A 19,835-nucleotide genomic window follows, 5' to 3' on the forward strand; every position below is an offset into this window, starting at 1 on the left:
TCTTGCTTTGGGCTGCATTTCTGCCGATAAGCAAAGTAGATGGGACCCGTTCGAAACATGATGGCGTCGGCAGCATTCGTCGCAATGCTCGTCTTCTCGGCCGCGCTGGTGGCCGGGTTTTTCGGAACGCTGCATCCGGCCTTCGATTCCTTCGCTCATTTCCGCGTTCATCTTGCCGTGCTGATGGCGCTTTGCGCGCTGCCGCTGCTGGCGACCTCGTTTCGCCTGCAGGCGGCCACAGGGCTGCTCTTTGCGGTGGCTGCCTTTGCCACCACGTCGAACGCCCTGTCGGTGCCCCGCCTGTGGCCGGTCCAGGCAGCCTACGAAGTCGACGCCGGCGATCAGGCGGTCTACCCCGGTGATCAGCCGATCCACCCCGGTGACCAGGCGGTCTACCGCCTGCTGCAGATGAACCTGCGGTTCAACAATTCAACGCCTGAAAAAGTCCTGTCGCTGATCGGCCGGACCCAGCCTGATGTGATCACCCTCGACGAGGTGTCCGACATGTGGAAGGCGAAGCTTGGACTTCTCGCCAGCGCCTACCCCCACCGGATCCTCTGCCCCTACCCCAATGGCGTGTTCGGCGTTGCGCTGCTGTCCAGACGGCCGTTTGCCGCCGGCACGCAACCGCGCTGCTATGGCCGCGGCGCGATGGCCATCGCGACGGTCGATTTCGGCGGAACCGACGTCGACGTCGCCGCCATGCACCTCACCTGGCCATGGCCGCGCAACCAGTCACGGCAGATCGGCGGATTGTCGGGGGAGTTCGCCTCGCTTGGCGAGATATCGATCATGGCATGCGACTGCAATGCAGCGCCGTGGAGCGCCGCCGTCCGGCGCGTCGCAGGTCTTGGCAAGCTGACCGTGGCGCCTTCGCCGGGGCCGACCTGGCTCCCTATCAAGCTGCCGGAATTCCTGCGCTTCGCCGGACTGCCGATCGACCTTGTTTTCAGCAAGGGCGCAGTTCTCATCCATTCGGTGTCGAGGCTGGATAACGCCGGCTCCGACCATCTTCCGCTGATGGTGGAGTTCTCGCTCAGGCAGGAACAGAAAAAGCCGGTCGACGAACAAGAAGCCGCGACGGCATCGGTGAGACAGAACGGCAGGACCCGAGGCTGAGCTACTGCTTGCGCAACAGCGCCCTGATGAGGTGCTCGACATGGCCGCCGTCGCGATGCTCGCGCGCGTCGAAGGCGTTCTGTTTCGCCTCGTATTCGGCATAGACGGCCTTGATCCGGCGCCTCGCCTCGCGGTGCGTCTTGCTGCAAAACAAGTTGTCGGCGAACTCCAGTCCAGTGATCGATTTCTCGGTCGCCCGCATCATTGCCCTGGCGATGCGGCCATGGTTATGCTCGTGCGCACGAACGCCCGCGAAAAACCGCTTCCAGCGCTTCTGCAGTGCCGGCGTCGCGGCCGAGGCCAAACGCGGCAAGGTGTAGGTGAGATCGAGCGTGCCATTGGCCTGCCGCAGACGGCAGACACCACCCTCCCTCGTAACGTCGAGGTCCCAATCTACGGTATAGGCGGCCAGCGCGATGGCGTGCGTCATGAAGCCGTGCCGCTTCGGACCGTTGCGGTCCATGGCCTCGATCAGGGCGGCGCCCGTGGTTCCAGTGATGTCGTAGGTCCGGGTCTTGACCAGCACCTTGGTGTCGGCCAATGCCGACGGTGCGAAGCCGCACAAACCGCCAATCGCCGCAAGGCACGTCAGAACCGCCAGGCGCATGGTCATCTCCCGGGTCAGAAAGAATGGAACCACAGGCGCCGCCCCGCTTCAACTTCTTTTAGACGCCGCACATATAATAGGCCTTCACGCGCCTTCATTTGATCGGCGAGCGAGACGGCCGCCGGGCCGTTCTGGCTTGCTGGGCTACATGTTTTGGTAGACTGGTCCCTCTCCACCTTGTGGCGGCACCCAGGTAATGTTTCGGTTCGGATCCTTGATGTCGCAGGTCTTGCAGTGGACGCAGTTCTGCGCGTTGATGACGAAGCGCACGTCCTTCGCCTCGGGATCGGCGGCGGCGTTGCCATCCTTGTCGACCCATTCGTAGACACTGGCCGGGCAGTAGCGTGTCGATGGCCCGGCATAGACATCGTGTTCGGAACGCTGCTGCAGGTCCATATCCGCGACCAGCAGGTGGACAGGCTCGTTTTCCTCGTGGTTGGTGTTGGACAGGAACACCGAGGACAGGCGGTCGAAGGTGAGCACGCCATCCGGCTTCGGATAGGCGATCTTCTTATGCCTGGCGGCCGGCTCCAGCGTCGCATGATCGGCCTTGCCGTGCTTCAGCGTGCCAAAAGGCGAGAGCCCGAACAGCGAATTCAGCCACATGTCGAGGCCGCCGATGCCGACGCCGACGACGGTGCCGAAGCGCGACCACAACGGCTTGACGTTGCGCACCTTCTTCAAATCCTTGCCGATGTCGGTTGCCCGCCATGCCGCCTCGTAAGAAGCCAATTCGTCATTGGCGCGGCCGGCGCCGATCGCCTCGGCGACATGCTCGGCCGCCAGCATTCCGGAGAGCACGGCATTGTGCGAGCCCTTGATGCGCGGCACGTTGACGAAGCCGGCAGCACAACCGATCAGCGCGCCGCCGGGGAAGGACAGTTTCGGCACCGACTGCCAGCCGCCCTCTGTGATGGCACGGGCGCCATAGCCGAGCCGCTTGCCGCCCTCGAATGTGCCCCTGATCGCCGGGTGGGTCTTGAAGCGCTGGAACTCGTCGAACGGCGACAGATAGGGGTTCTTGTAGTTGAGGTGGACGACGAAGCCGACCGCCACCTGGTTGTCCTCCAGATAGTAGAGGAAGGAGCCGCCGCCGGTCTTCATGTCGAGCGGCCAGCCGAAGGAGTGCTGGACAAGGCCCGGCCGATGGTTCTCCGGCTTGACCTGCCAGAGCTCCTTGAGACCGATGCCGTATTTGCCGGGCTCGCGGCCGTCGGAAAGATGGTATTTGGCGATCAGCTGCTTGGCCAGCGAGCCGCGCGCGCCCTCGCCGATCAGCACATATTTGCCCATCAGCGCCATGCCCGGCGCGAACCCCGGGCCAGGCGTGCCGTCCTTCTCGACGCCCATATCGCCGGTGACAACGCCGGTGACCGCGCCCTCGTCGTTGTAAATGAGGTCCACGGCGGCAAAGCCCGGATAGATCTCGACGCCCAGCGCCTCGGCCTTGGTCGCCAGCCAGCGGCAGACATTGCCGAGCGAAACGATGTAGTTGCCGTGGTTGTTCATCAGCGGCGGCATCAGGAAATTGGGCAGACGGAACGAACCGGCGGGGCCGAGGACCAGGAAATGGTCTGCGGTGACCGGCGTCTTGAAGGGATGTCCCTCTTCGTCACGCCAGCCCGGCAGCAGCCGGTCGATGCCGATCGGATCGACGACGGCGCCGGACAGGATGTGAGCGCCGACTTCGCCGCCCTTTTCCAGGACGACGACGGAAAGCTCGGGATTGACCTGCTTGAGACGGATCGCGGCAGCGAGGCCGGCCGGCCCGGCGCCGACGATGACCACGTCGAATTCCATGCTTTCGCGTTCGATCTCGCTCATCAACCCCTCACTGCCCAGAGTGCCGCGCCCATTGGACGCGCAAAGGACACTCTGGCAACTTTTATTTTCGCATGATCCTTTCCAAAAAGTGATTTCACTTTTTGGGGTCATGCGAGCGCATTTGCGCATCTTGCTGGCTTATCCGCTGCATAGCGCATCAATTCGCGACGCGAAACCGGCGCTGACGTGACAATGCCGATTTCGTCAAAAAGGCCGCGCATCGTACTACAAAATCGCGATTTGCTGGTCCACCAACATCGATCCGGGTCCAAAGAGAGCCGTTGCCCTGATTTTTTTTAATTGTTCGACGGCTTGCTTATCGGCCATACTTTGCACCATGCGCACATACGGGCCATCCGGCTTTTCATCGACGCGCTTTTTTTCGTCGCCCGGACGGATTTGCCGGGCGCTCGTTTTGGCCCTTTTGCCGCTGGCGTCCGTTGGCGCCCACGCCGAGCCGCAAAGGGTCTGGGTGGCCGGAGCCTACTCCTTTTCCGACGAGCTGGGCGGCTTCCGCATCACCAGCGCCTCGGGCATCGGGACAAAGGAGGACCCGCTTGTCATCACCGAAGAGTTGAATTCGGCGACACCAGTGACACTGACGATCCGCACGACGAAGCCGATCCACCCCTTCGGCACTGCGGGCCAATTTGCCAACGGCCTCATGTATATGCGCATCGACGTGCTCAACAACAGCGGCCAGGCCTGGGTCGAGTTCCAGTTCGAGCTCCAGGAGATACTCCACCGGCCGAGCGTGTTCGGCGACGGCCTGTCGTTCGACCAGCGCAACAAGACGCCTGACAACATCTGGTCGAGCAGCTTTGCCGATTTCGATCGCGACTTCGAACCCTATGACCGGCTGCTGTTCAAGAGCGGCAAGATCGACCCGTTGAAGACAGCAAAATTCGATTACCTGATCACTGACTACACACCCCGCTGGACGTTCTACCTGGTGCAGGATCCGCGTATACCGTCGAGCTGAGCTACTTCATCGTTCCAGGGCGAAGCAGTAGCGAAGCGACGTCGCGGAGACCCTGGATGACGAAATCATCAAGCATCGCGCCAGTCACGATGTTGCAAATTCCTGCGGCGCGGCTGAATGTGGAAGCATGACTGCTGTTTCCCGAGACAACCGACCTGATATTGCCGACCTGCTGGCCTTCTACGCCAGCGCCGGCGTCGATGAAGCGCTCGAAGAGGAGCCGCTGAACAGGTTTGCCGAGGCTGCGTCAAAGCCGCCTGCGCGGGCGCCAGCGACAGTTACGCCGCCAACCGGTGAAAACGCAGCGCTGCCACGCTCGACAAGCCTGTCACGCGCCGGAATGGGCGAAAGGCAAGCTGCGGCGCCGGCGGTGCGCGCGCCGTCCGGTACGGCGACAGTGCCCGACGAGCAGCAAGCGGCATTGGCGCGACACCTGGCGACGACGGCGGCAACCCTGGACGAACTTCGCCAGCACATGGCGGCATTCGACGGCTGCAACCTCAAATTCACCGCCAAGAACCTGGTGTTCGCCGATGGCAATCCGAATGCCGCGGTGATGCTGGTCGGCGAGGCACCCGGGCGCGACGAGGACATCGAGGGATTGCCGTTCGTCGGCCGCTCGGGCCGGCTGCTCGACCGGATGCTGGCCGCGATCGGCCTCGACCGGACCTCGGCCTACATCGCCAATGTGATTCCCTGGCGGCCGCCGGGCAACCGCACGCCGACGCCGCACGAGACCGAGATTTGCCGGCCGTTCATCGAACGGCAGATCGAGCTGGTCAATCCGAAGGTGCTGGTCAATTTGGGCGGCCCCTCGGCAAGCACCCTTCTCAACACCACAGAGGGCATCCTGCGGCTGCGCGGCAACTGGCGCGTCCACACGACCGCCGCCGGCATTGCCATCCCCGCCATGCCAACGCTTCATCCGGCGTATCTCTTGCGAACCCCCGCGCACAAGAAGCTGGCGTGGCGGGATTTCCTTGAAGTGAAGGCGAAGCTTCGGGCGCTGGGTTGAGGTGGGCGTCTTCCCTTCTCCCCTTGTGGGAGAAGGTGGATTGGCGCGCAGCGCCAAGACGGTTGAGGGGTGTTGAAAGAAATGAGGCGCGGGTGATTCTGTCGCCGTGCGCCAGCTTCTCGACTTGGATGAGGGTGTTCGCCAAGCTGGAACACCCCTCATCCGACCGAGCTTCGCTCGGCCACCTTCTCCCACAAGGGGGAGAAGGGAAGAGCGGCGCTATAACCTCCCCGGTAATTGAAATGCATCTGCGGCCGGCCTAGTCATGCGCCCATGACCGCAACCCAGACTTCCGCCGGCAGCCTCATTCGCGAATGGCGCACGCGCCGGCGCATGAGCCAGCTCGATCTCGCCATGGAAGCCGAAATCTCGCAGCGGCATCTGAGTTTCGTGGAAAGCGGCCGCGCGGCACCCTCGCGCGACATGGTGCTGCATCTGGCCGAGCAGCTGTCGATCCCGTTGAGGCAGCGCAACCAGCTCCTGCTGGCCGCGGGCTTTGCCCCCAGCTTCAGCGAGCGTCCGCTCACCGATGCCTCGCTGGCGCCGGCGATGGCGGCGGTCGAGATCGTGCTCAAGGGGCACGAACCCTTCCCGGCGCTGGCTGTCGACCGGCACTGGAACCTGGTGTCGGCAAATGCTGCCATCGGCCCGTTCCTCGCCAACGTCGCCGAGCCTTCCTTGCTGAAGCCGCCGGTCAACGTGCTGCGGCTCAGCCTGCACCCGGGTGGCGTCGCGCCGCGCATCGTCAATCTGGCCGAATGGCGCGCGCATCTTCTCGACCGGCTGAAACACCAGAACGACGCCACTGGCGACCCGGTTCTGGTCGAACTGGAGCGCGAGCTTCGGACCTATCCGTCCGGCCTGAACGGCGCACGGCCGGTGCCGGTCGAGCCGAACGCGATCGTGCACCCGCTGCGGCTTGCGCATGGCGATGCCGTGCTGTCGTTCATCAGCACCATCACCGTGTTCGGCACGCCGCTCGACGTGACGCTGTCGGAACTGGCGATCGAATCTTATTTCCCCGCCGATGAGCAGACAAGGACGGTGCTGGTGCGATTGGCGAACGAGCGGGCCGAGCCGTCCTGATCATCCTTGCGGTGGGGTCGCCTGGCGGGTGCGGGCGCGTTCGAGGCCAAGCTGGCGCTCGCGCCAGATGATGAAGATGCCGGCGGCAACGACGATCACGCCGCCGATGAGCATATGAACCGTCGGGACGTCGCCGAAGGCGAGATAGCCTACGACGATGCCAAGCAGCATCGACGTGTATTCGAAAGGCGCCACGACCGAGGCCTCGGCATGACGATAGGCTGCCGTCATCAGAATCTGGGCGAGCCCGCCGCAAAAGCCTGCAGCAATGAGCAGGCCCGCCTGCGCCGGTGTCAGCGCCTGCCAGCCGAACGGCAGCGACAGCAAGGCCAAGAGGCTCGCCGTCACCGAAAACCACAGCACGATGGTTGCCGTCGGCTCGCTCTGGACGAGGTTGCGCACCAGCAGCATGGCGACGGCCGAGATCGCTGCCGCGACCAGTGCGGCGATGACGCCGAGCACCTCCTGATCGCCGAGTGCTGCGCCCGAACCCAGCAGCGTCAGTTCCGGCCATGAGATGACCAGCACCCCGACCAGTCCGACCGCAACCGCGCTCCAGCGATAGACGCGGATCGCTTCGCCGAGAAAGATCGAACTGAACACCACCACCAGCAGCGGCTGTGCGTAGTTCAGCGCGATCGCTTCCGGCAGCGGCAGCCGAATCAGCGCGAAGAAGCCGAGCCCCATGGCGCAGACGCCGACAACGCCACGCGCAATGTGGTTGAGCGGGCGCTTGGTCGAAAACGCGGTGCCAAGCTTTCCCTGAAAGGCCAGGAAGACGACGATCGGAAAGATGGCAAAGAACGAGCGGAAGAAGACGATCTGGCCCGCCGGCACCGTGCCCGCCGCCTTGATGCAGGACGACATGGCGACGAAGACCGCCACCGAGACGATCTTGAGCATGATCCCGGTCAGCGTGTTGTGCCCGCCGGGATGGTCCGTCGGGTTCACTTGGCAGCTGCTTCCTGGATCGCCGTCCAGATGCGCGCCGGCGTTGCCGGCATGTCGATGTGCCTGATGCCGTAGGCGCGATAGAGCGCATCCGTCACCGCGTTGAGGGCGGCCGGCGTCGCTCCGATCGTGCCCGCCTCGCCTGCCCCCTTGATGCCGAGCGCATTGGTGGTCGAGGGCACGTTGCGGGTCTCGAAATGGAAGAACGGCAAATCGTCGGCGCGCGGCATGGCATAGTCCATGAAGCTTGCCGTCAACAGCTGCCCGTCCTCGTCATAGACCGTGTTCTCGGTCAGCGCCTGGCCGATGCCCTGGACGACGCCGCCATGCACCTGGCCTGCCAGCAGGACAGGGTTCACGGTGACGCCGAAATCGTCGACAATCGTATAGCGGACAATTTCCGTCACGCCGGTGTCGGGATCGATCTCGACCTCGCAGATGTGGGTGCCGTTCGGATAGGTGCATTCGTCCTGCACGAACTCGCCAAAGCCCTTGAGATCGTCCGGGTTCTTGGCGGCCTTGGCGATGCTCGAAAAATCGATCGTGCGGTCGGTGCCGACGATTCGGGCAACGCCGTTGGACAATTCGATATCGTCGGCCGAGGCTTCCAGCTCATCGGCGGCGATGCGCCTGATCTTGATGGCCAGATCCTCGCCGGCGCGAGAAGCTGACACACCGCCAAGCGGAATGGAGCGCGAGCCGCCGGTGCCACCGCCGGCCTTCAGTTCGTCGGTGTCGCCCTGGCGGACATGAATCTTGCCGATGTCGAGATGAAGCTTTTCCGAGAGGAACTGCGCATAGGCGGTCGCATGCCCCTGCCCGTTGGTCTGGGTGCCGATCTTCAGCGTCACCGTGCCGTCGCCGTTCAATTCGACAAAGGCCGGTTCGGAGCCGGGAAAGGCACAGGCCTCGATATAGGTCGCCATGCCGATGCCGCGGATTTTGCCTTCCGCCTTCGACTGCGCCAGTCGCTCCGGGAAGGCCTGCCACTCCGCTTGTTCGATGGCGCGGTCCATATGGCCTGCGAATTCGCCGGTATCATAGAGGCGGTCGGTCTGCGTGCGGTATGGGAACTGCTCGGGCCTGATGAAATTGCGCCGGCGGATCTCTTCGACTGGCAAGCCCAGATCGTGGGCGCAGGCGTCGACGAGCTTTTCCAGCAGGAATGCCGCTTCCGGACGGCCGGCCCCGCGGTAGGCATCGACCGGGCAAGTGTTGGTGTAGAGGCCGGTCACCGAAACGTCGAGCGCCTGGATGTCGTAGACGCCGGTCGACATGGTGACGCCGATATAGGGGATGAACGGGCCGTATTGCGAGATATAGGCGCCGATATTGGCGAGCAGATCGACCTTCATGCCGAGAAAGCGGCCGTCCTTGTCCATCGCCATCTCGGCGGTCACGACATTGTCGCGGCCTTGCGCATCGGTGAGGAAATGCTCGGTGCGGTCGCCGGCCCATTTCACCGGGCGGCCAAGGCGCCTGGCGGCCTCCAGCACCAGCGGATGCTCGCGATAGACGAAGCTTTTCGGCCCGAAGCCGCCGCCGACATCCGGCGTGATGACGCGCAGCTGGTTCTTCTTGATCTTGAATATGTCGGCCAGGATGTACTGCATGGAATGCACGCCCTGCGAGCCTGTGGTCAGCACGAAGCGGTTCTCCTGCGTGTTCCACTCGCCGATCGCCGAACGCGGCTCCATGTAGTTGCAGACCAGCCGGTTGTTGATGAATTCGATGCGGGTGACATACGCCGCCCTGGCGAATGCCGCCGCGGTCTTCGCCTTGTCGCCGATGTGGTAGCTGAAGGCGCGGTTGGAGCCGAGTTCCGGCCAGACCAGCGGCGTGCCTTCGTCAAGCGCGGTGGCGGTGCCGGACGCGGCATCCTCGCCCTCATAATCGACCTCGATCAGTTCGGCCGCGTCCTGCGCCAGCGCGCGGCTGTCTGCGACGACGAAGGCGACGGCGTCGCCGACATAATTGACCCGGTCGCGGCAAAGGACCGGAATGTCGCGGGTCGGCGCCTTGGTGCCGTCCGGCTGCCTCTGCATGACGCCGGATTTCAGCTTGCCGAGATGAGCAAGATCAGCACCGGTCAGCACCAGATGGACGCCAGATGCCGCCTTGGCCGCCTCGGTCGAACCGAGGGTGAAGCTTGCCTTGGCCACCGGCGAGCGCAGGACATAGCCGTGCAGGAGACCGGCCGGCTGGATGTCGTCCGTATAGCGACCGAGACCCTTTAGGAAGGCCTGGTCCTCGCGACGCAGCACAGAGGCGCCCATGCCGAATTTCGGTGTGACGACGGTCATGGATACCTCGCGACGATGATTGGAAAACGAGTGCCTGAAATAGGCGCTGCGCCAGTTTTGTCGAGTGACGGTTTCGTGTAAAGAGCGCGTGCTTCACATTTCTTCGACCAGCGGATCCACCTGCCGCTGCGGGAATCGACAGGAAAACCAACGGAATGCGCACGGACACCGGCCAGGTCTTTAAGCTCGAAGACTATCGCCCCACCGACTATCTCATTCCGGAAACCGGCCTGACTTTCCGCCTGTCGCCGGAAGCCACGCGCGTCATCGCCGTGCTGACGGTCGAGCGCCGCGACGGCGTAGCGGCGTCAATGCCGCTGGTGCTGGACGGCGATGGCCTGACGCTCAGCCGCATCGCAATCGACGGCCAGACACTCACGCCGACCGATTTTTTCGCCACGCCCGATCAGTTGACGATCACCACGCCGCCCGTAGCAGCCCGCTTCCAGCTCCTGATCGAAACCGAGCTGGCGCCGGCGCACAACGAAGCCCTGATGGGCCTCTATCGCTCGAGCAACGTCTATTGCACGCAATGCGAGGCCGAGGGCTTTCGGCGCATCACCTATTTTCTCGATCGTCCGGATATCCTGTCGGTCTATACGGTGCGCATCGAGGCGCCGCACCACGAGGCGCCACTGCTTCTTTCCAACGGCAACCCGGCTGGCGGCGGCGAACTTGCCGACGGCTGGCACTATGCAGTCTGGCACGACCCCTTCCCCAAGCCGTCCTATCTGTTCGCGCTGGTCGCAGGCGCTCTCGGCAAGGTCGCGGACAGCTTCGTCACATTGTCCGGCCGCGAGGTCGAGCTCGGCATTTTTGTCGAACCGGGCAAAGAGCAGCTCGCCGGCTACGCCATGGACGCCCTGAAACGGTCGATGAAATGGGACGAGGAGGCATTCGGCCGCGAATACGACCTCGACGTCTTCAACATCGTCGCCGTGTCCGACTTCAACATGGGCGCGATGGAGAACAAGGGCCTCAACATCTTCAACGACAAGTATGTGCTGGCCGACCAGGAGACCGCAACGGACGCCGATTTCGCCAATATCGAGGCGATCATCGCGCATGAGTATTTCCACAATTGGACCGGCAACAGAATCACTTGCCGCGACTGGTTCCAGCTTTGCCTGAAGGAAGGGCTGACGGTTTTCCGCGATCACGAATTCTCCGCCGACCAACGCTCGCGAGCGGTGAAACGCATTGCCGAAGTGCGCACGCTCAAGGCACATCAGTTTCCCGAAGACCAGGGACCGCTGGCGCATCCGGTGCGACCGCGCCGCTACCGCGAGATCAACAATTTCTACACGGCGACAGTTTACGAAAAGGGCTCGGAAGTGGTGCGCATGATCCGCACCATTCTCGGCGCCGAGACGTTCCGGGCCGGCATGGATCTCTATTTCGAGCGCCATGACGGCGAGGCTGCAACCATCGAGGACTTCATCAAGGTGTTCGAGGATGTGTCCGGGCGCGACCTCGCGCAATTTTCGCTGTGGTACCATCAGGCCGGCACGCCCAATCTGACCATCAGTTCGACGCACAATGCGGCGGCCCAGGAATTCACGCTCGAGATCGAACAGTCGGTGCCGCCAACGCCGTCCGAAAGCCGCAAGCGGCTGATGCATATTCCGCTGGCCTTCAGCCTGGTCGGCACCGACGGCAAAGCGATAGAATATGGCGGCGTCGAGGGGGCCAGCGTCGAGGACGGCGTCATCCATATCCGCAAGCGCCGGCACATGGTGCGCTTCTCGGGCGTCGCCGCGCGCCCGGCGATGTCGCTCAACCGCGGCTTCTCGGCGCCGGTGACGCTTTCCGTCGAGCAGAGGGCCGACGATCAGTTCTTCCTTGCTGGCCATGACAACGATACCTTCTCGCGCTGGCAAGCGTTCAACACGCTTTTGACCGAGGCTCTGATATCCACCTTCCGCCAGGTCCTTGACGGTAAGCAGCCCGGTTTCGCATCGCGGTTGATCGAGCTTGCCGGCAAAATAGCCGGCGACGAGACACTCGAACCGGCCTATCGGGCGCTGGCCCTGGCGCTTCCAAGCGAAGCCGATATTGCCCGTGACATCGGCAAGAACATCGACCCCGATGCCATTTTCTCGGCCCGCGAGGCGCTGACGGTCGCGATCGCCGAGGCGAATCGCGAGATATTCTCCGACCTCTACGATCGACTGACCGACAAGGACGCTTTCAGTCCTGATGCGGCAAGCGCCGGTCGCCGGGCGCTGCGCAACTCCTTGCTCGACTATCTTTCGCTGCTGCATGGAGGTGCGGCGCTTGCGGCCCGGCATTTCCAGTCCGCGACCAACATGACCGACCGGGCCGCCGCATTGAGCGTGCTTGCGCTGCGCCATAACGGTTCGCCCGAGACGGTCAAGGCGCTGGCGGAGTTCGAAGCGAAATATGCGACCGATCCGCTGGTGATGGACAAATGGTTCCATATCCAGGCCAGCGTGCCGGGCCCGCAAACCATTCATGCGGTGCGCGCCCTGACCAGCCACCCGGCCTTCTCAATGGCCAACCCGAACCGGGTGCGCTCGCTCGTCGGCACGTTTTCCAGCGCCAACCAGACCGGCTTCCATCGCGCCGACGGCGAAGGCTACCGGTTTTTTGTCGAAACGGTCCTGCAGGTCGAAAAGCGCAACCCGCAATTGGCCGCCAGGCTGGCGACGGCACTCAGATCATGGCGCTCGCTGGAACCTGCCCGGCAGGGCAAGGCAAGGGAAGCGCTGCTTTCGATTGCCAATACCGAGAACCTGTCGGCCGATTTGCGGGACATCATTGAGCGGACCTTGGCGTAGGGTTCCCTCCCCCTCGAGGGGAGGGTGGACAGCCGCCGAAGGCGGATGGACGGGTGGGGTCGCTGCGGCAGTGCGCGGCCTCGATCGACCTCACTCGCCCTACTTTTGATTTAAAGATGGAGCGCTTCGCCGAGGACCCCTCCCGGCCCTACGGGCCAACCTCCCCTCAAGGGGGAGGGAGATCGGCGGCTTTAGCCATTATTTTAGTCGATTTTTAATCTTTTTTCGCTGCGCCTATGGACAAGCCGAATCACCTTTGATTCTTTAGCTGAAGATTCGGAAGTGCGGCGTCGCCGGATCGTCAAGCAGATTTAAGATCGGGGAGAGCCATTTATGGCGAAGGCGGACGCGTGGGGCGCGCCCGGAGGGACGGGTTTTGAGCAGCGTGAGGCGGGAAGCGACGGTCTCGCCGGCAATGCGCGGCTGATCGCCGAACCCGCCTACCGACGGCTCCTGGCAGCCGAGCCATTGCTGCGGCGATCGATACCGGCCCTGATCATCATTTTCCTGATTGTCATCGCGGCACTGCGGTTCCTGTCGCTGATGCACGAGCGCGACGACGTGGAACGCGACGCCAAGGCGATCCTCTCGCTCGCGGCGGGCCAGTTGGCCAGTTCGATCAGCGTCGATGCGAACCTGGCCTCGACGCCTGGCGCGACGCAGGACCTGTTGGAGGGCATCAGCCGTCAGGGCGCCATGGGCCGAAGCCACGTGCTTGCGGTCACCGACAGCGCGTTCAAGATCGTTGCCGTGACACCGCAATCGACGGGCTGGGAAGGGCGGTCGCTCGACGCCATCGCCCAGGGCGGTCAACCGCTGTTCATGTTCGGCGACCGCGCCGGGGTGATGGAGGTCAGCATCGGCGGCCAGGACTGGTATGCGGCGGTGAGCCTGGCAAACGGCAGGAATGGTGCTGCCGCAGCGCTCGTCCCGCAGGATGCGGTCTTCGACACGTGGCGCAAGACCGTTTCGCTCAACGTCACGCTGTTCGTGCTGACGGCCGGCGTGCTGATCATCGTCCTCTATGCCTATTTCGGCCAGGCGGCGCGCGCCCAGACCGCCGACCGCATCTATCTCGAAGCGCACCAGCGCATCGACATGGCGCTGGTGCGCGGCCGCTGCGGCCTGTGGGACTGGGACATGGTGCGCGGCAAGATGTACTGGTCGCGTTCGATGTACGACATGCTGGGCTATGAGCCCTGCGACACGATGCTGTCGTTTGGCGAGGTCGACGGGATCATCCACCCGGAGGACGGCGACCTGTTCCAACTCGCCAACAGGATCGTCGCACGCGAGATCGACCACATCGACCAGGTGTTCCGGATGCGCCACGCCGACGGGCAATGGGTGTGGATGCGCGCAAGAGCGCAGGTGATCGACCCGGAAGCGCCGGAGATCCAGTTGATCGGCATCGCCGTCGACGTCACCGAGCAGCGGCATTTGGCGCTGCGCTCCGAGGCCGCGGATCTTCGCCTGCGAACGGCCATCGAAAACATCAACGAATCCTTCGTGCTGTGGGATTCGGCCCAGCGCCTGATCATGTGCAATTCCAAGTACCAGCAGGACAACGGACTGTCGGATCGCGACGTTATGCCGGGCGCCTCGCGCGCCGTTCTCGAAGATCGCATGCTTGCCTTCGCCTCGGAGCGCCGGCTTGCCAACACCAACGGGCAGCAAGGCGGCGTGACCTTCGAGCGGCAGCTTGCCGATGGCCGCTGGCTGCAGGTGAACGAATTGCGGACCAGGGACGGCGGCACCGTCTCGGTCGGCTCCGACATCACCCAGATCAAGCTGCACCAGGAGAAGCTGGTCGACAGCGAGCGCCGGCTGATGGCGACGATCCACGATCTCAGCCTTGCCCGCCGGGCAGAGGAAGAGCGGTCGCGCGAACTGGTCGAGCTCAATCACAAATACATGAAGGAAACCGAGCGCGCCGAGGCCGCGAACCGGGCCAAATCCGAGTTCCTGGCCAACATGTCGCATGAATTGCGCACGCCGCTCAACGCCATCATCGGCTTCTCCGAACTGATGGAACAGGCGCTGTTCGGGCCCCTGGGTTCGCCGCGCTACGAGGAATACGCCACCGACATCAACGGCAGCGGCAAATATCTTCTGGGCGTCATCAACGACATCCTCGACATGTCGAAGATCGAGGCCGGCCAGTTCTCGATGGATCAGGAGGAAATCGACCTCTGCCCGCTGATGCGGGAAACGGTGCGCGTCATCTCGCTGCAGGCGGCGGAAAAGTCGATCACCGTCGAAACACGCATCCCAGACTCACTGACGCTGTTCGCCGACCGCCGGGCGATCAAGCAGATCATCATCAACCTGCTGTCGAATGCGGTGAAATTCACCGGCCAGGGCGGCCGCATTGCGGTAAGGGCCCGCAACACCTCCAGCGCTCTGGTCCTGACGATCGAAGACAATGGCTGCGGCATCCCGAAGGAGGCGCTGAGCAAGCTCGGGAGACCGTTCGAGCAGGTGCAGAACCAGTTTTCCAAGAGCCATGCCGGTTCCGGCCTTGGCCTTGCCATCTCACGCTCGTTGGCCGAGCTTCAGGGCGGCGCCTTGAAAATCCGCTCCACCGAAGGCACCGGCACGATCGTGTCGGTGCGCATTCCGACCAGGAAGCCGACGCAGCCGGTCAGGGCCGCCGCCTGACTAGTGAATAGTGAATAGTGAATAGTCAGTAGTGAATATCTAATTCCATTCACCATTCACTACTCATTCGCACGAAGCAAAAAGCCAAAATTATTCCTGACATTTTGCGACGTCTCCTTGAGGTGCGCTTCCAGCACGCCGAAATCCGGCAGGTCGGTGACCGCCAGCAGCAGATCCGAAAGCCCCGGCGGAACGTCGTCGCGTTCGAATACGCCGGTGAGGCAGAGCCGCGTCATCTGGGTCAGCGCCAGATAGAGCGCATAGGCATCGCAAAGCTCCTGCCTGATCTGCGCCTCGGCGAAATCCGGCGTCAGCCTCGACAGCACGTCTGACGTCCCGGTGACCCGGCGGCCGGCTTCGACCTTTTCCGTGATCACCGCCACCTGCGCGATGAATTCGAGATCGATGAGACCACCCGGGATCAGTTTGATGTCCCAGAGATCGCGCGGCGGTTTTTCCTTCTCGATCATCGCGCGCATCTCGGCCGCCTCGGCCATCACCTTGGCGCTGTCGCGCGGCAGGGCAAGCACCTGTGCCACTTCGGTCTCGACCTCGGCGCACAGCGCTTGATCGCCGCCGATCGCGCGGGCCCTTGACAGCGCCATATGCTCCCAGGTCCAGGCGTCCTTGCGCTGGTACTTCTTGAACGCATCGACATGGGTCGCCACCGGCCCCTTGTTGCCGGACGGCCGCAAGCGAAGGTCGAGTTCGTAGAGAACGCCCTCGGCGGTCGGCGCGGACACCGCAGCGATCAGCCGCTGCGTCATCCTGGCGAAATAGTGCGACGGGGCGAGCGGCTTGTCGCCATCGGATTCTTCGGCATCGGCATGGTGATCATAAAGCAGGATGAGGTCGACGTCTGAGCCGGCCGTCAATTCGCGGCTGCCGAGCTTGCCCATGCCGAGCAGCGCAACCGTGCCGCCGGCGATGCGACCGTGGCGTAGCGCGAACTCGGCGATGACCGCCCGCAGCGCCGCGTCGATGGTGAGATCGGCCAGATCGGAAAAGGCACGGCCGGCGCGCGCCGGATCGATCGAGCCGGCAAGCAGCCTGACGCCGATCAGGAATTTTTGCTCGGACGCAAAGATGCGCAAGCGGTCGAGCACGTCCTCATAGGCCCTGTCGCCTTCGAGGAACGCGGCGAGACGGCCGGACAGATAGGCGCGGTCCGGCAGTTCGGTCAAAAGGGCCGGATCAAGCAGGCCGTCAAACACGTGCGGCCGGCGCGTGATGATGGCGGCCAGCCGGGGCGCCGCGCCCATGATGGTCGCCAGCAGCTTCAGCAGAGCCGGATTGGAGTGGAGCAGCGAGAACAGCTGAATGCCGGCGGGCAGACCGGCAAGGAATTCGTCGAAGCGTATCAACGCCTCGTCCGCGCGGCGCGTCTGGCCGAAGGATTGCAGCAGCGCCGGCGTCAGTTCGGTCAACCGCTCGCGCGCCTCGGCTGACTGGGTGACGCGATAGCGGCCGAAATGCCAGCCGCGGATGACGCGGCAGATGTCGCTCGCCCGCTGGAATCCCAATCTCTGCAGGGTCTGCAACGTATCGGGGTCGTCGACATCGCCGGTAAAGACCAGATTGCCGATGCCCGCCGAAAGCTCGGGCGCGGTCTCGAAAAGCGCTGCGTAGTGGCGTTCGACCTGATGGAGTGCGGCGCGGAACGCCTCGGCAAAGGTCGCCGCATCGGCAAAACCGAGCAGGCGGGCAATGCGTTCGAGCCCTTCGTCATCGTCCGGCAGTATGTGGATCTGCTCGTCGGCGACCATCTGAACGGCGTGCTCGACGCGGCGCAGGAGCCAGTACTGCCTTGTGAGCGTATCGCGCGCATCGGCAGTGATCCAGCCGCGTGCCGCAAGCTGGCCAAGCATCGGCACCGTCTCGCGGCCGCGCAGTTCGGGGAAGCGGCCGCCGGCGATGAGCTGCTGGGTCTGGACGAAGAACTCGATCTCGCGGATGCCGCCGCGGCCGAGCTTGACGTTGTGGCCCTTCACCGCGATCTCGCCAAGACCCTTGTGGGCATGGATCTGGCGCTTGATCGAATGGACGTCGGCGATCGCCGCATAGTCCATGTATTTGCGCCAGATGTAGGGCTGGAGCTCCTTCAGGAACGCAGTGCCGGCGGCGACATCGCCGGCCACCGGACGCGCCTTGATCATTGCGGCCCTCTCCCAGTTCTGGCCCCGCGCCTCGTAGTAGCGCAGCGCCGCCTCGACCGGAATCGCCAGCGGCGTCGAACCGGGGTCGGGACGAAGCCTGAGGTCGGTGCGGAAAACATAGCCGTGTTCGGTGCGGTCCTGGAGCATGCGGACCAGCCGGCGGGTCAGGCGCGAAAACAGCTCCGTCGCATCGAGCGGATCGACGACTGCTGGCGCTTGCGGGTCGAAGAAAACGACGAGGTCGATGTCGGAGGAGAAGTTCAGCTCATGCGCGCCAAGCTTGCCCATGCCGAGCAGGATCCAGCCCGACCGGCGCGCCGGATCCTCGAGATCCGGCAGTTTGAGCTTGCCTTGTCGGTGCGCGTCGCGAAGCAGGAAGTCGACGGCAGCGCGGGTGCAGGCGTCGGCGAGATCGCTCAGCCGCCGTACTGTGATTGCAGTTTCGGCCTCGCCTGCAAGATCGGCCAGCGCGATCAGGACATGCGCTTCCGCTTTCCATTGCCGCAACTCCATCATCAGGCCGTTTTCAGAGATGGCTTCCGCCCGCGCGGCCTTGCCGATGGCGGCGCCGATCGACGCCAGCCGCGCTTCGACGGTCTCATCGAAAAGCGCATCCAGGATCTGCAGGCGGCGGCGCACCGTGTCGCGCAGGAACGGCGACAGGTCGAAGACTGCCGCGAGAAACTCCTGGACGGCGCCCTCGCCGGCCAGGAATTTCGCCAGCACGGCAAGCCCCTCTTCCTGCGCTGCGGAAGCGATCTCCGACAATTCCCGCCGGGCTCGGTTCTGATCCAGAGGCACGAGACTTGCCGCCGGCTTCAGAAGCCAGTTGGTGTGTTCCGCAGCCGCCTTCACCGCCATCAGCGATCCTCCCGTTCGGGAAAACTCATGACGACGGATAATCCAGGATTGGCGGGCAGGAGATCAAGCCGCCCTTTGTGGAATGTCATGATCGCCTTGGCGAGGCTGAGGCCGAGACCGGAACCCGGCTGCGAGCGGCTCTTCTCCAGCCGCACGAAACGCTCGGTCGCCCTGGCGCGATCGGCATCGTCGGGAATGCCCTGGCCGTTGTCGGTGACGGAAAGCCTGATTTCGCTGCCGACGCGATCGAGCGCCACGCGAACGGTCGGCTTGGCTGTCGAGTCGGTCGAATATTTGATCGCGTTGTCGACGATGTTCGATAGCGCCTGGCCGATCAGCTCGCGATTGCCTTCAACGGCGAAGCCATCCTGCACCGAGGTCTCGAGTGTCACTCCCGCCTCCTCCGCCACCGGCTCGTAGAGCTCGACGACATCGCGCACGGAAGCAGCCAGATCGACCCGGCTGGTGATTTCTGAAGAATAGCCCGCCTCCAGCCTTGAGATCATCAGGATGGCGTTGAAGGTCTTTATCAGATGGTCGGACTCGGCGATGGTCGCTTCCAGCGCCTGCCGGTAGTCGGCGGAGTTGTGCTTGCCGGAGAGCGTCGCCTCGGCGCGGTTGCGCAGCCGGGTCAGCGGCGTCTTCAGGTCGTGGGCGATGTTGTCGGAGACCTGCTTCAGCCCTTCATTCAGCGTGGCGATCCTGGCCAGCATGGAATTGAGATTTTCGGAGAGCCGATCGAACTCGTCGCCGGCGCCGGTGACCGGCAGCCGGCCGGAAAGGTCGCCGCCCAAGATGCGGCGACTGGCCTGCGAAACCGAGTCGATGCGCTTCAGCGCCGCGCGGCCGACGAAGAACCAGATCAAAATTCCGCCAAGCGCCATCATGCCGAGCGCCAACGTCAAGGCGCGGCGGATGACGGCGCGGAACCGCTCCGGCTCGCCGAGATCGCGGCCGACCAGCATGATCATCTGGTTCGGCAGGCGCAGCACCAAGGCAATGGCGTTGTGGCCCTTCTCGCCTTCGACCTGGACTTCGCTCTGGCTGGGTTCGTTCGGGTCGGCGATCGGGTTGCGTTGCCGCTCGAGCTCGCCCTCGCCAAAGCGCCGGTAGGAAAACGGCTCCGTCGTCCAGCCCTCGGCCACGAGCACGCCGGGTTCCAGGCTCTGCACGTTGCCGGTCAGGATCTGGCCGTTGGCATCGGCGATCAAATAGAGATTGGCGCCGGGTTGGCGGGAGCGCTGCTCGACCACCCGGACCAGCAGCGGCAAGCCGCCGCGCTGATAGACCCGGGCGAGGCCGAGCACCTCGTCGTTGATGGTCTCCTGCGTCTGGCCGGTCAGCATGCGCGCCGACAGCGAGGTCATGTAGAAGACGAGCAGCACCGCACAGATGGCGAACAGCAGGAGATAGAGCGCCGAAAGCCGCGCTGCCGTCGTCTTCATGATGGCCGGCATGGAAAGGGCCAT

Annotated in this window: 12 protein-coding genes; 6 read left to right on the forward strand and 6 right to left on the reverse strand. The window is 63.8% G+C overall.

The window, feature by feature from the left end; translation table 11 throughout:
- The first annotated feature begins 39 nt into the window (after positions 1 to 39).
- Complete coding sequence (locus tag AC0L17_RS17730) at positions 40 to 1,119, forward strand: endonuclease/exonuclease/phosphatase family protein (RefSeq protein WP_473516788.1); 1,080 nt, start codon at positions 40 to 42, stop codon at positions 1,117 to 1,119.
- A gap of 1 nt (position 1,120) precedes the next feature.
- Here the strand turns inward: AC0L17_RS17730 and AC0L17_RS17735 are convergent, their stop codons facing one another.
- On the reverse strand, positions 1,121 to 1,726 hold the full coding sequence (locus AC0L17_RS17735; protein ID WP_473516789.1) for a DUF922 domain-containing protein: 606 nt from the start codon (positions 1,724 to 1,726) through the stop codon (positions 1,121 to 1,123).
- Between the two features lie 144 nt (positions 1,727 to 1,870).
- Positions 1,871 to 3,550: an electron transfer flavoprotein-ubiquinone oxidoreductase gene (locus AC0L17_RS17740; protein ID WP_473516790.1), complete on the reverse strand. Its 1,680-nt coding sequence runs from the start codon at positions 3,548 to 3,550 to the stop codon at positions 1,871 to 1,873.
- Positions 3,551 to 3,887: 337 nt separating this feature from the next.
- Between AC0L17_RS17740 and AC0L17_RS17745 the strand changes: the two genes are divergently transcribed.
- The 3 genes from AC0L17_RS17745 (at position 3,888) to AC0L17_RS17755 (ending at position 6,633) form a co-directional block, all read left to right on the forward strand.
- The gene (locus AC0L17_RS17745) at positions 3,888 to 4,532 is read left to right on the forward strand and encodes a hypothetical protein (RefSeq protein WP_287212996.1); all 645 of its coding nucleotides are present in this window, start codon (positions 3,888 to 3,890) and stop codon (positions 4,530 to 4,532) included.
- A gap of 127 nt (positions 4,533 to 4,659) precedes the next feature.
- Positions 4,660 to 5,547 carry a uracil-DNA glycosylase gene (locus tag AC0L17_RS17750; RefSeq protein WP_473516791.1) on the forward strand — a complete coding sequence of 296 codons (888 nt, stop codon included), beginning with the start codon at positions 4,660 to 4,662 and terminating at the stop codon, positions 5,545 to 5,547.
- A gap of 273 nt (positions 5,548 to 5,820) precedes the next feature.
- Entirely contained in the window at positions 5,821 to 6,633 is an 813-nt protein-coding gene (locus tag AC0L17_RS17755) for a helix-turn-helix domain-containing protein (protein WP_473516792.1), read from the forward strand.
- On the opposite strand, the gene AC0L17_RS17760 is transcribed toward AC0L17_RS17755, so the two are convergent.
- Together AC0L17_RS17760 and AC0L17_RS17765 are read right to left on the reverse strand one after the other, a co-directional pair.
- The gene (locus AC0L17_RS17760) at positions 6,634 to 7,536 is read right to left on the reverse strand and encodes a DMT family transporter (RefSeq protein ID WP_128172792.1); all 903 of its coding nucleotides are present in this window, start codon (positions 7,534 to 7,536) and stop codon (positions 6,634 to 6,636) included.
- A gap of 44 nt (positions 7,537 to 7,580) precedes the next feature.
- The gene (locus AC0L17_RS17765) at positions 7,581 to 9,887 is read right to left on the reverse strand and encodes a xanthine dehydrogenase family protein molybdopterin-binding subunit (RefSeq protein ID WP_473516793.1); all 2,307 of its coding nucleotides are present in this window, start codon (positions 9,885 to 9,887) and stop codon (positions 7,581 to 7,583) included.
- Between the two features lie 155 nt (positions 9,888 to 10,042).
- On the opposite strand from AC0L17_RS17765, the gene pepN reads away from it, so the two are divergent.
- Both pepN and AC0L17_RS17775 read left to right on the forward strand, forming a co-directional pair.
- Positions 10,043 to 12,688 (forward strand): aminopeptidase N, encoded by a 2,646-nt coding sequence (gene pepN / locus AC0L17_RS17770; protein ID WP_473516794.1) that lies wholly within the window; start codon positions 10,043 to 10,045, stop codon positions 12,686 to 12,688.
- Positions 12,689 to 13,021: 333 nt separating this feature from the next.
- A complete protein-coding gene (locus tag AC0L17_RS17775) occupies positions 13,022 to 15,349 on the forward strand; it encodes a PAS domain-containing sensor histidine kinase (RefSeq protein ID WP_473516795.1) in 2,328 nt (775 codons plus the stop codon).
- 59 nt (positions 15,350 to 15,408) lie between these two features.
- On the opposite strand, the gene AC0L17_RS17780 is transcribed toward AC0L17_RS17775, so the two are convergent.
- Both AC0L17_RS17780 and AC0L17_RS17785 read right to left on the reverse strand, forming a co-directional pair.
- The gene (locus tag AC0L17_RS17780) at positions 15,409 to 18,366 is read right to left on the reverse strand and encodes a bifunctional [glutamine synthetase] adenylyltransferase/[glutamine synthetase]-adenylyl-L-tyrosine phosphorylase (protein WP_473516796.1); all 2,958 of its coding nucleotides are present in this window, start codon (positions 18,364 to 18,366) and stop codon (positions 15,409 to 15,411) included.
- Positions 18,366 to 19,835, reverse strand: a complete 1,470-nt coding sequence (locus AC0L17_RS17785; protein WP_287216796.1) for a sensor histidine kinase — start codon at positions 19,833 to 19,835, stop codon at positions 18,366 to 18,368. Before AC0L17_RS17785 ends, AC0L17_RS17780 begins: the two co-directional genes overlap by 1 nt.

This window comes from Mesorhizobium sp. WSM4829, from assembly GCF_055811475.1.

Bases quoted from the DNA above. Each gene is read 5' to 3' on its own strand.
- AC0L17_RS17775 (WP_473516795.1), top strand. From the start codon at position 13,022: ATGGCGAAGGCGGACGCGTGGGGCGCGCCCGGAGGGACGGGTTTTGAG.
- AC0L17_RS17780 (WP_473516796.1), bottom strand. From the start codon at position 18,366: ATGGCGGTGAAGGCGGCTGCGGAACACACCAACTGGCTTCTGAAGCCG.
- AC0L17_RS17735 (WP_473516789.1), bottom strand. From the start codon at position 1,726: ATGCGCCTGGCGGTTCTGACGTGCCTTGCGGCGATTGGCGGTTTGTGC.
- AC0L17_RS17740 (WP_473516790.1), bottom strand. From the start codon at position 3,550: ATGAGCGAGATCGAACGCGAAAGCATGGAATTCGACGTGGTCATCGTC.
- AC0L17_RS17730 (WP_473516788.1), top strand. From the start codon at position 40: ATGGGACCCGTTCGAAACATGATGGCGTCGGCAGCATTCGTCGCAATG.
- AC0L17_RS17755 (WP_473516792.1), top strand. From the start codon at position 5,821: ATGACCGCAACCCAGACTTCCGCCGGCAGCCTCATTCGCGAATGGCGC.
- AC0L17_RS17760 (WP_128172792.1), bottom strand. From the start codon at position 7,536: ATGCTCAAGATCGTCTCGGTGGCGGTCTTCGTCGCCATGTCGTCCTGC.
- pepN (WP_473516794.1), top strand. From the start codon at position 10,043: ATGCGCACGGACACCGGCCAGGTCTTTAAGCTCGAAGACTATCGCCCC.
- AC0L17_RS17765 (WP_473516793.1), bottom strand. From the start codon at position 9,887: ATGACCGTCGTCACACCGAAATTCGGCATGGGCGCCTCTGTGCTGCGT.
- AC0L17_RS17785 (WP_287216796.1), bottom strand. From the start codon at position 19,835: ATGGCCCTTTCCATGCCGGCCATCATGAAGACGACGGCAGCGCGGCTT.
- AC0L17_RS17745 (WP_287212996.1), top strand. From the start codon at position 3,888: ATGCGCACATACGGGCCATCCGGCTTTTCATCGACGCGCTTTTTTTCG.
- AC0L17_RS17750 (WP_473516791.1), top strand. From the start codon at position 4,660: ATGACTGCTGTTTCCCGAGACAACCGACCTGATATTGCCGACCTGCTG.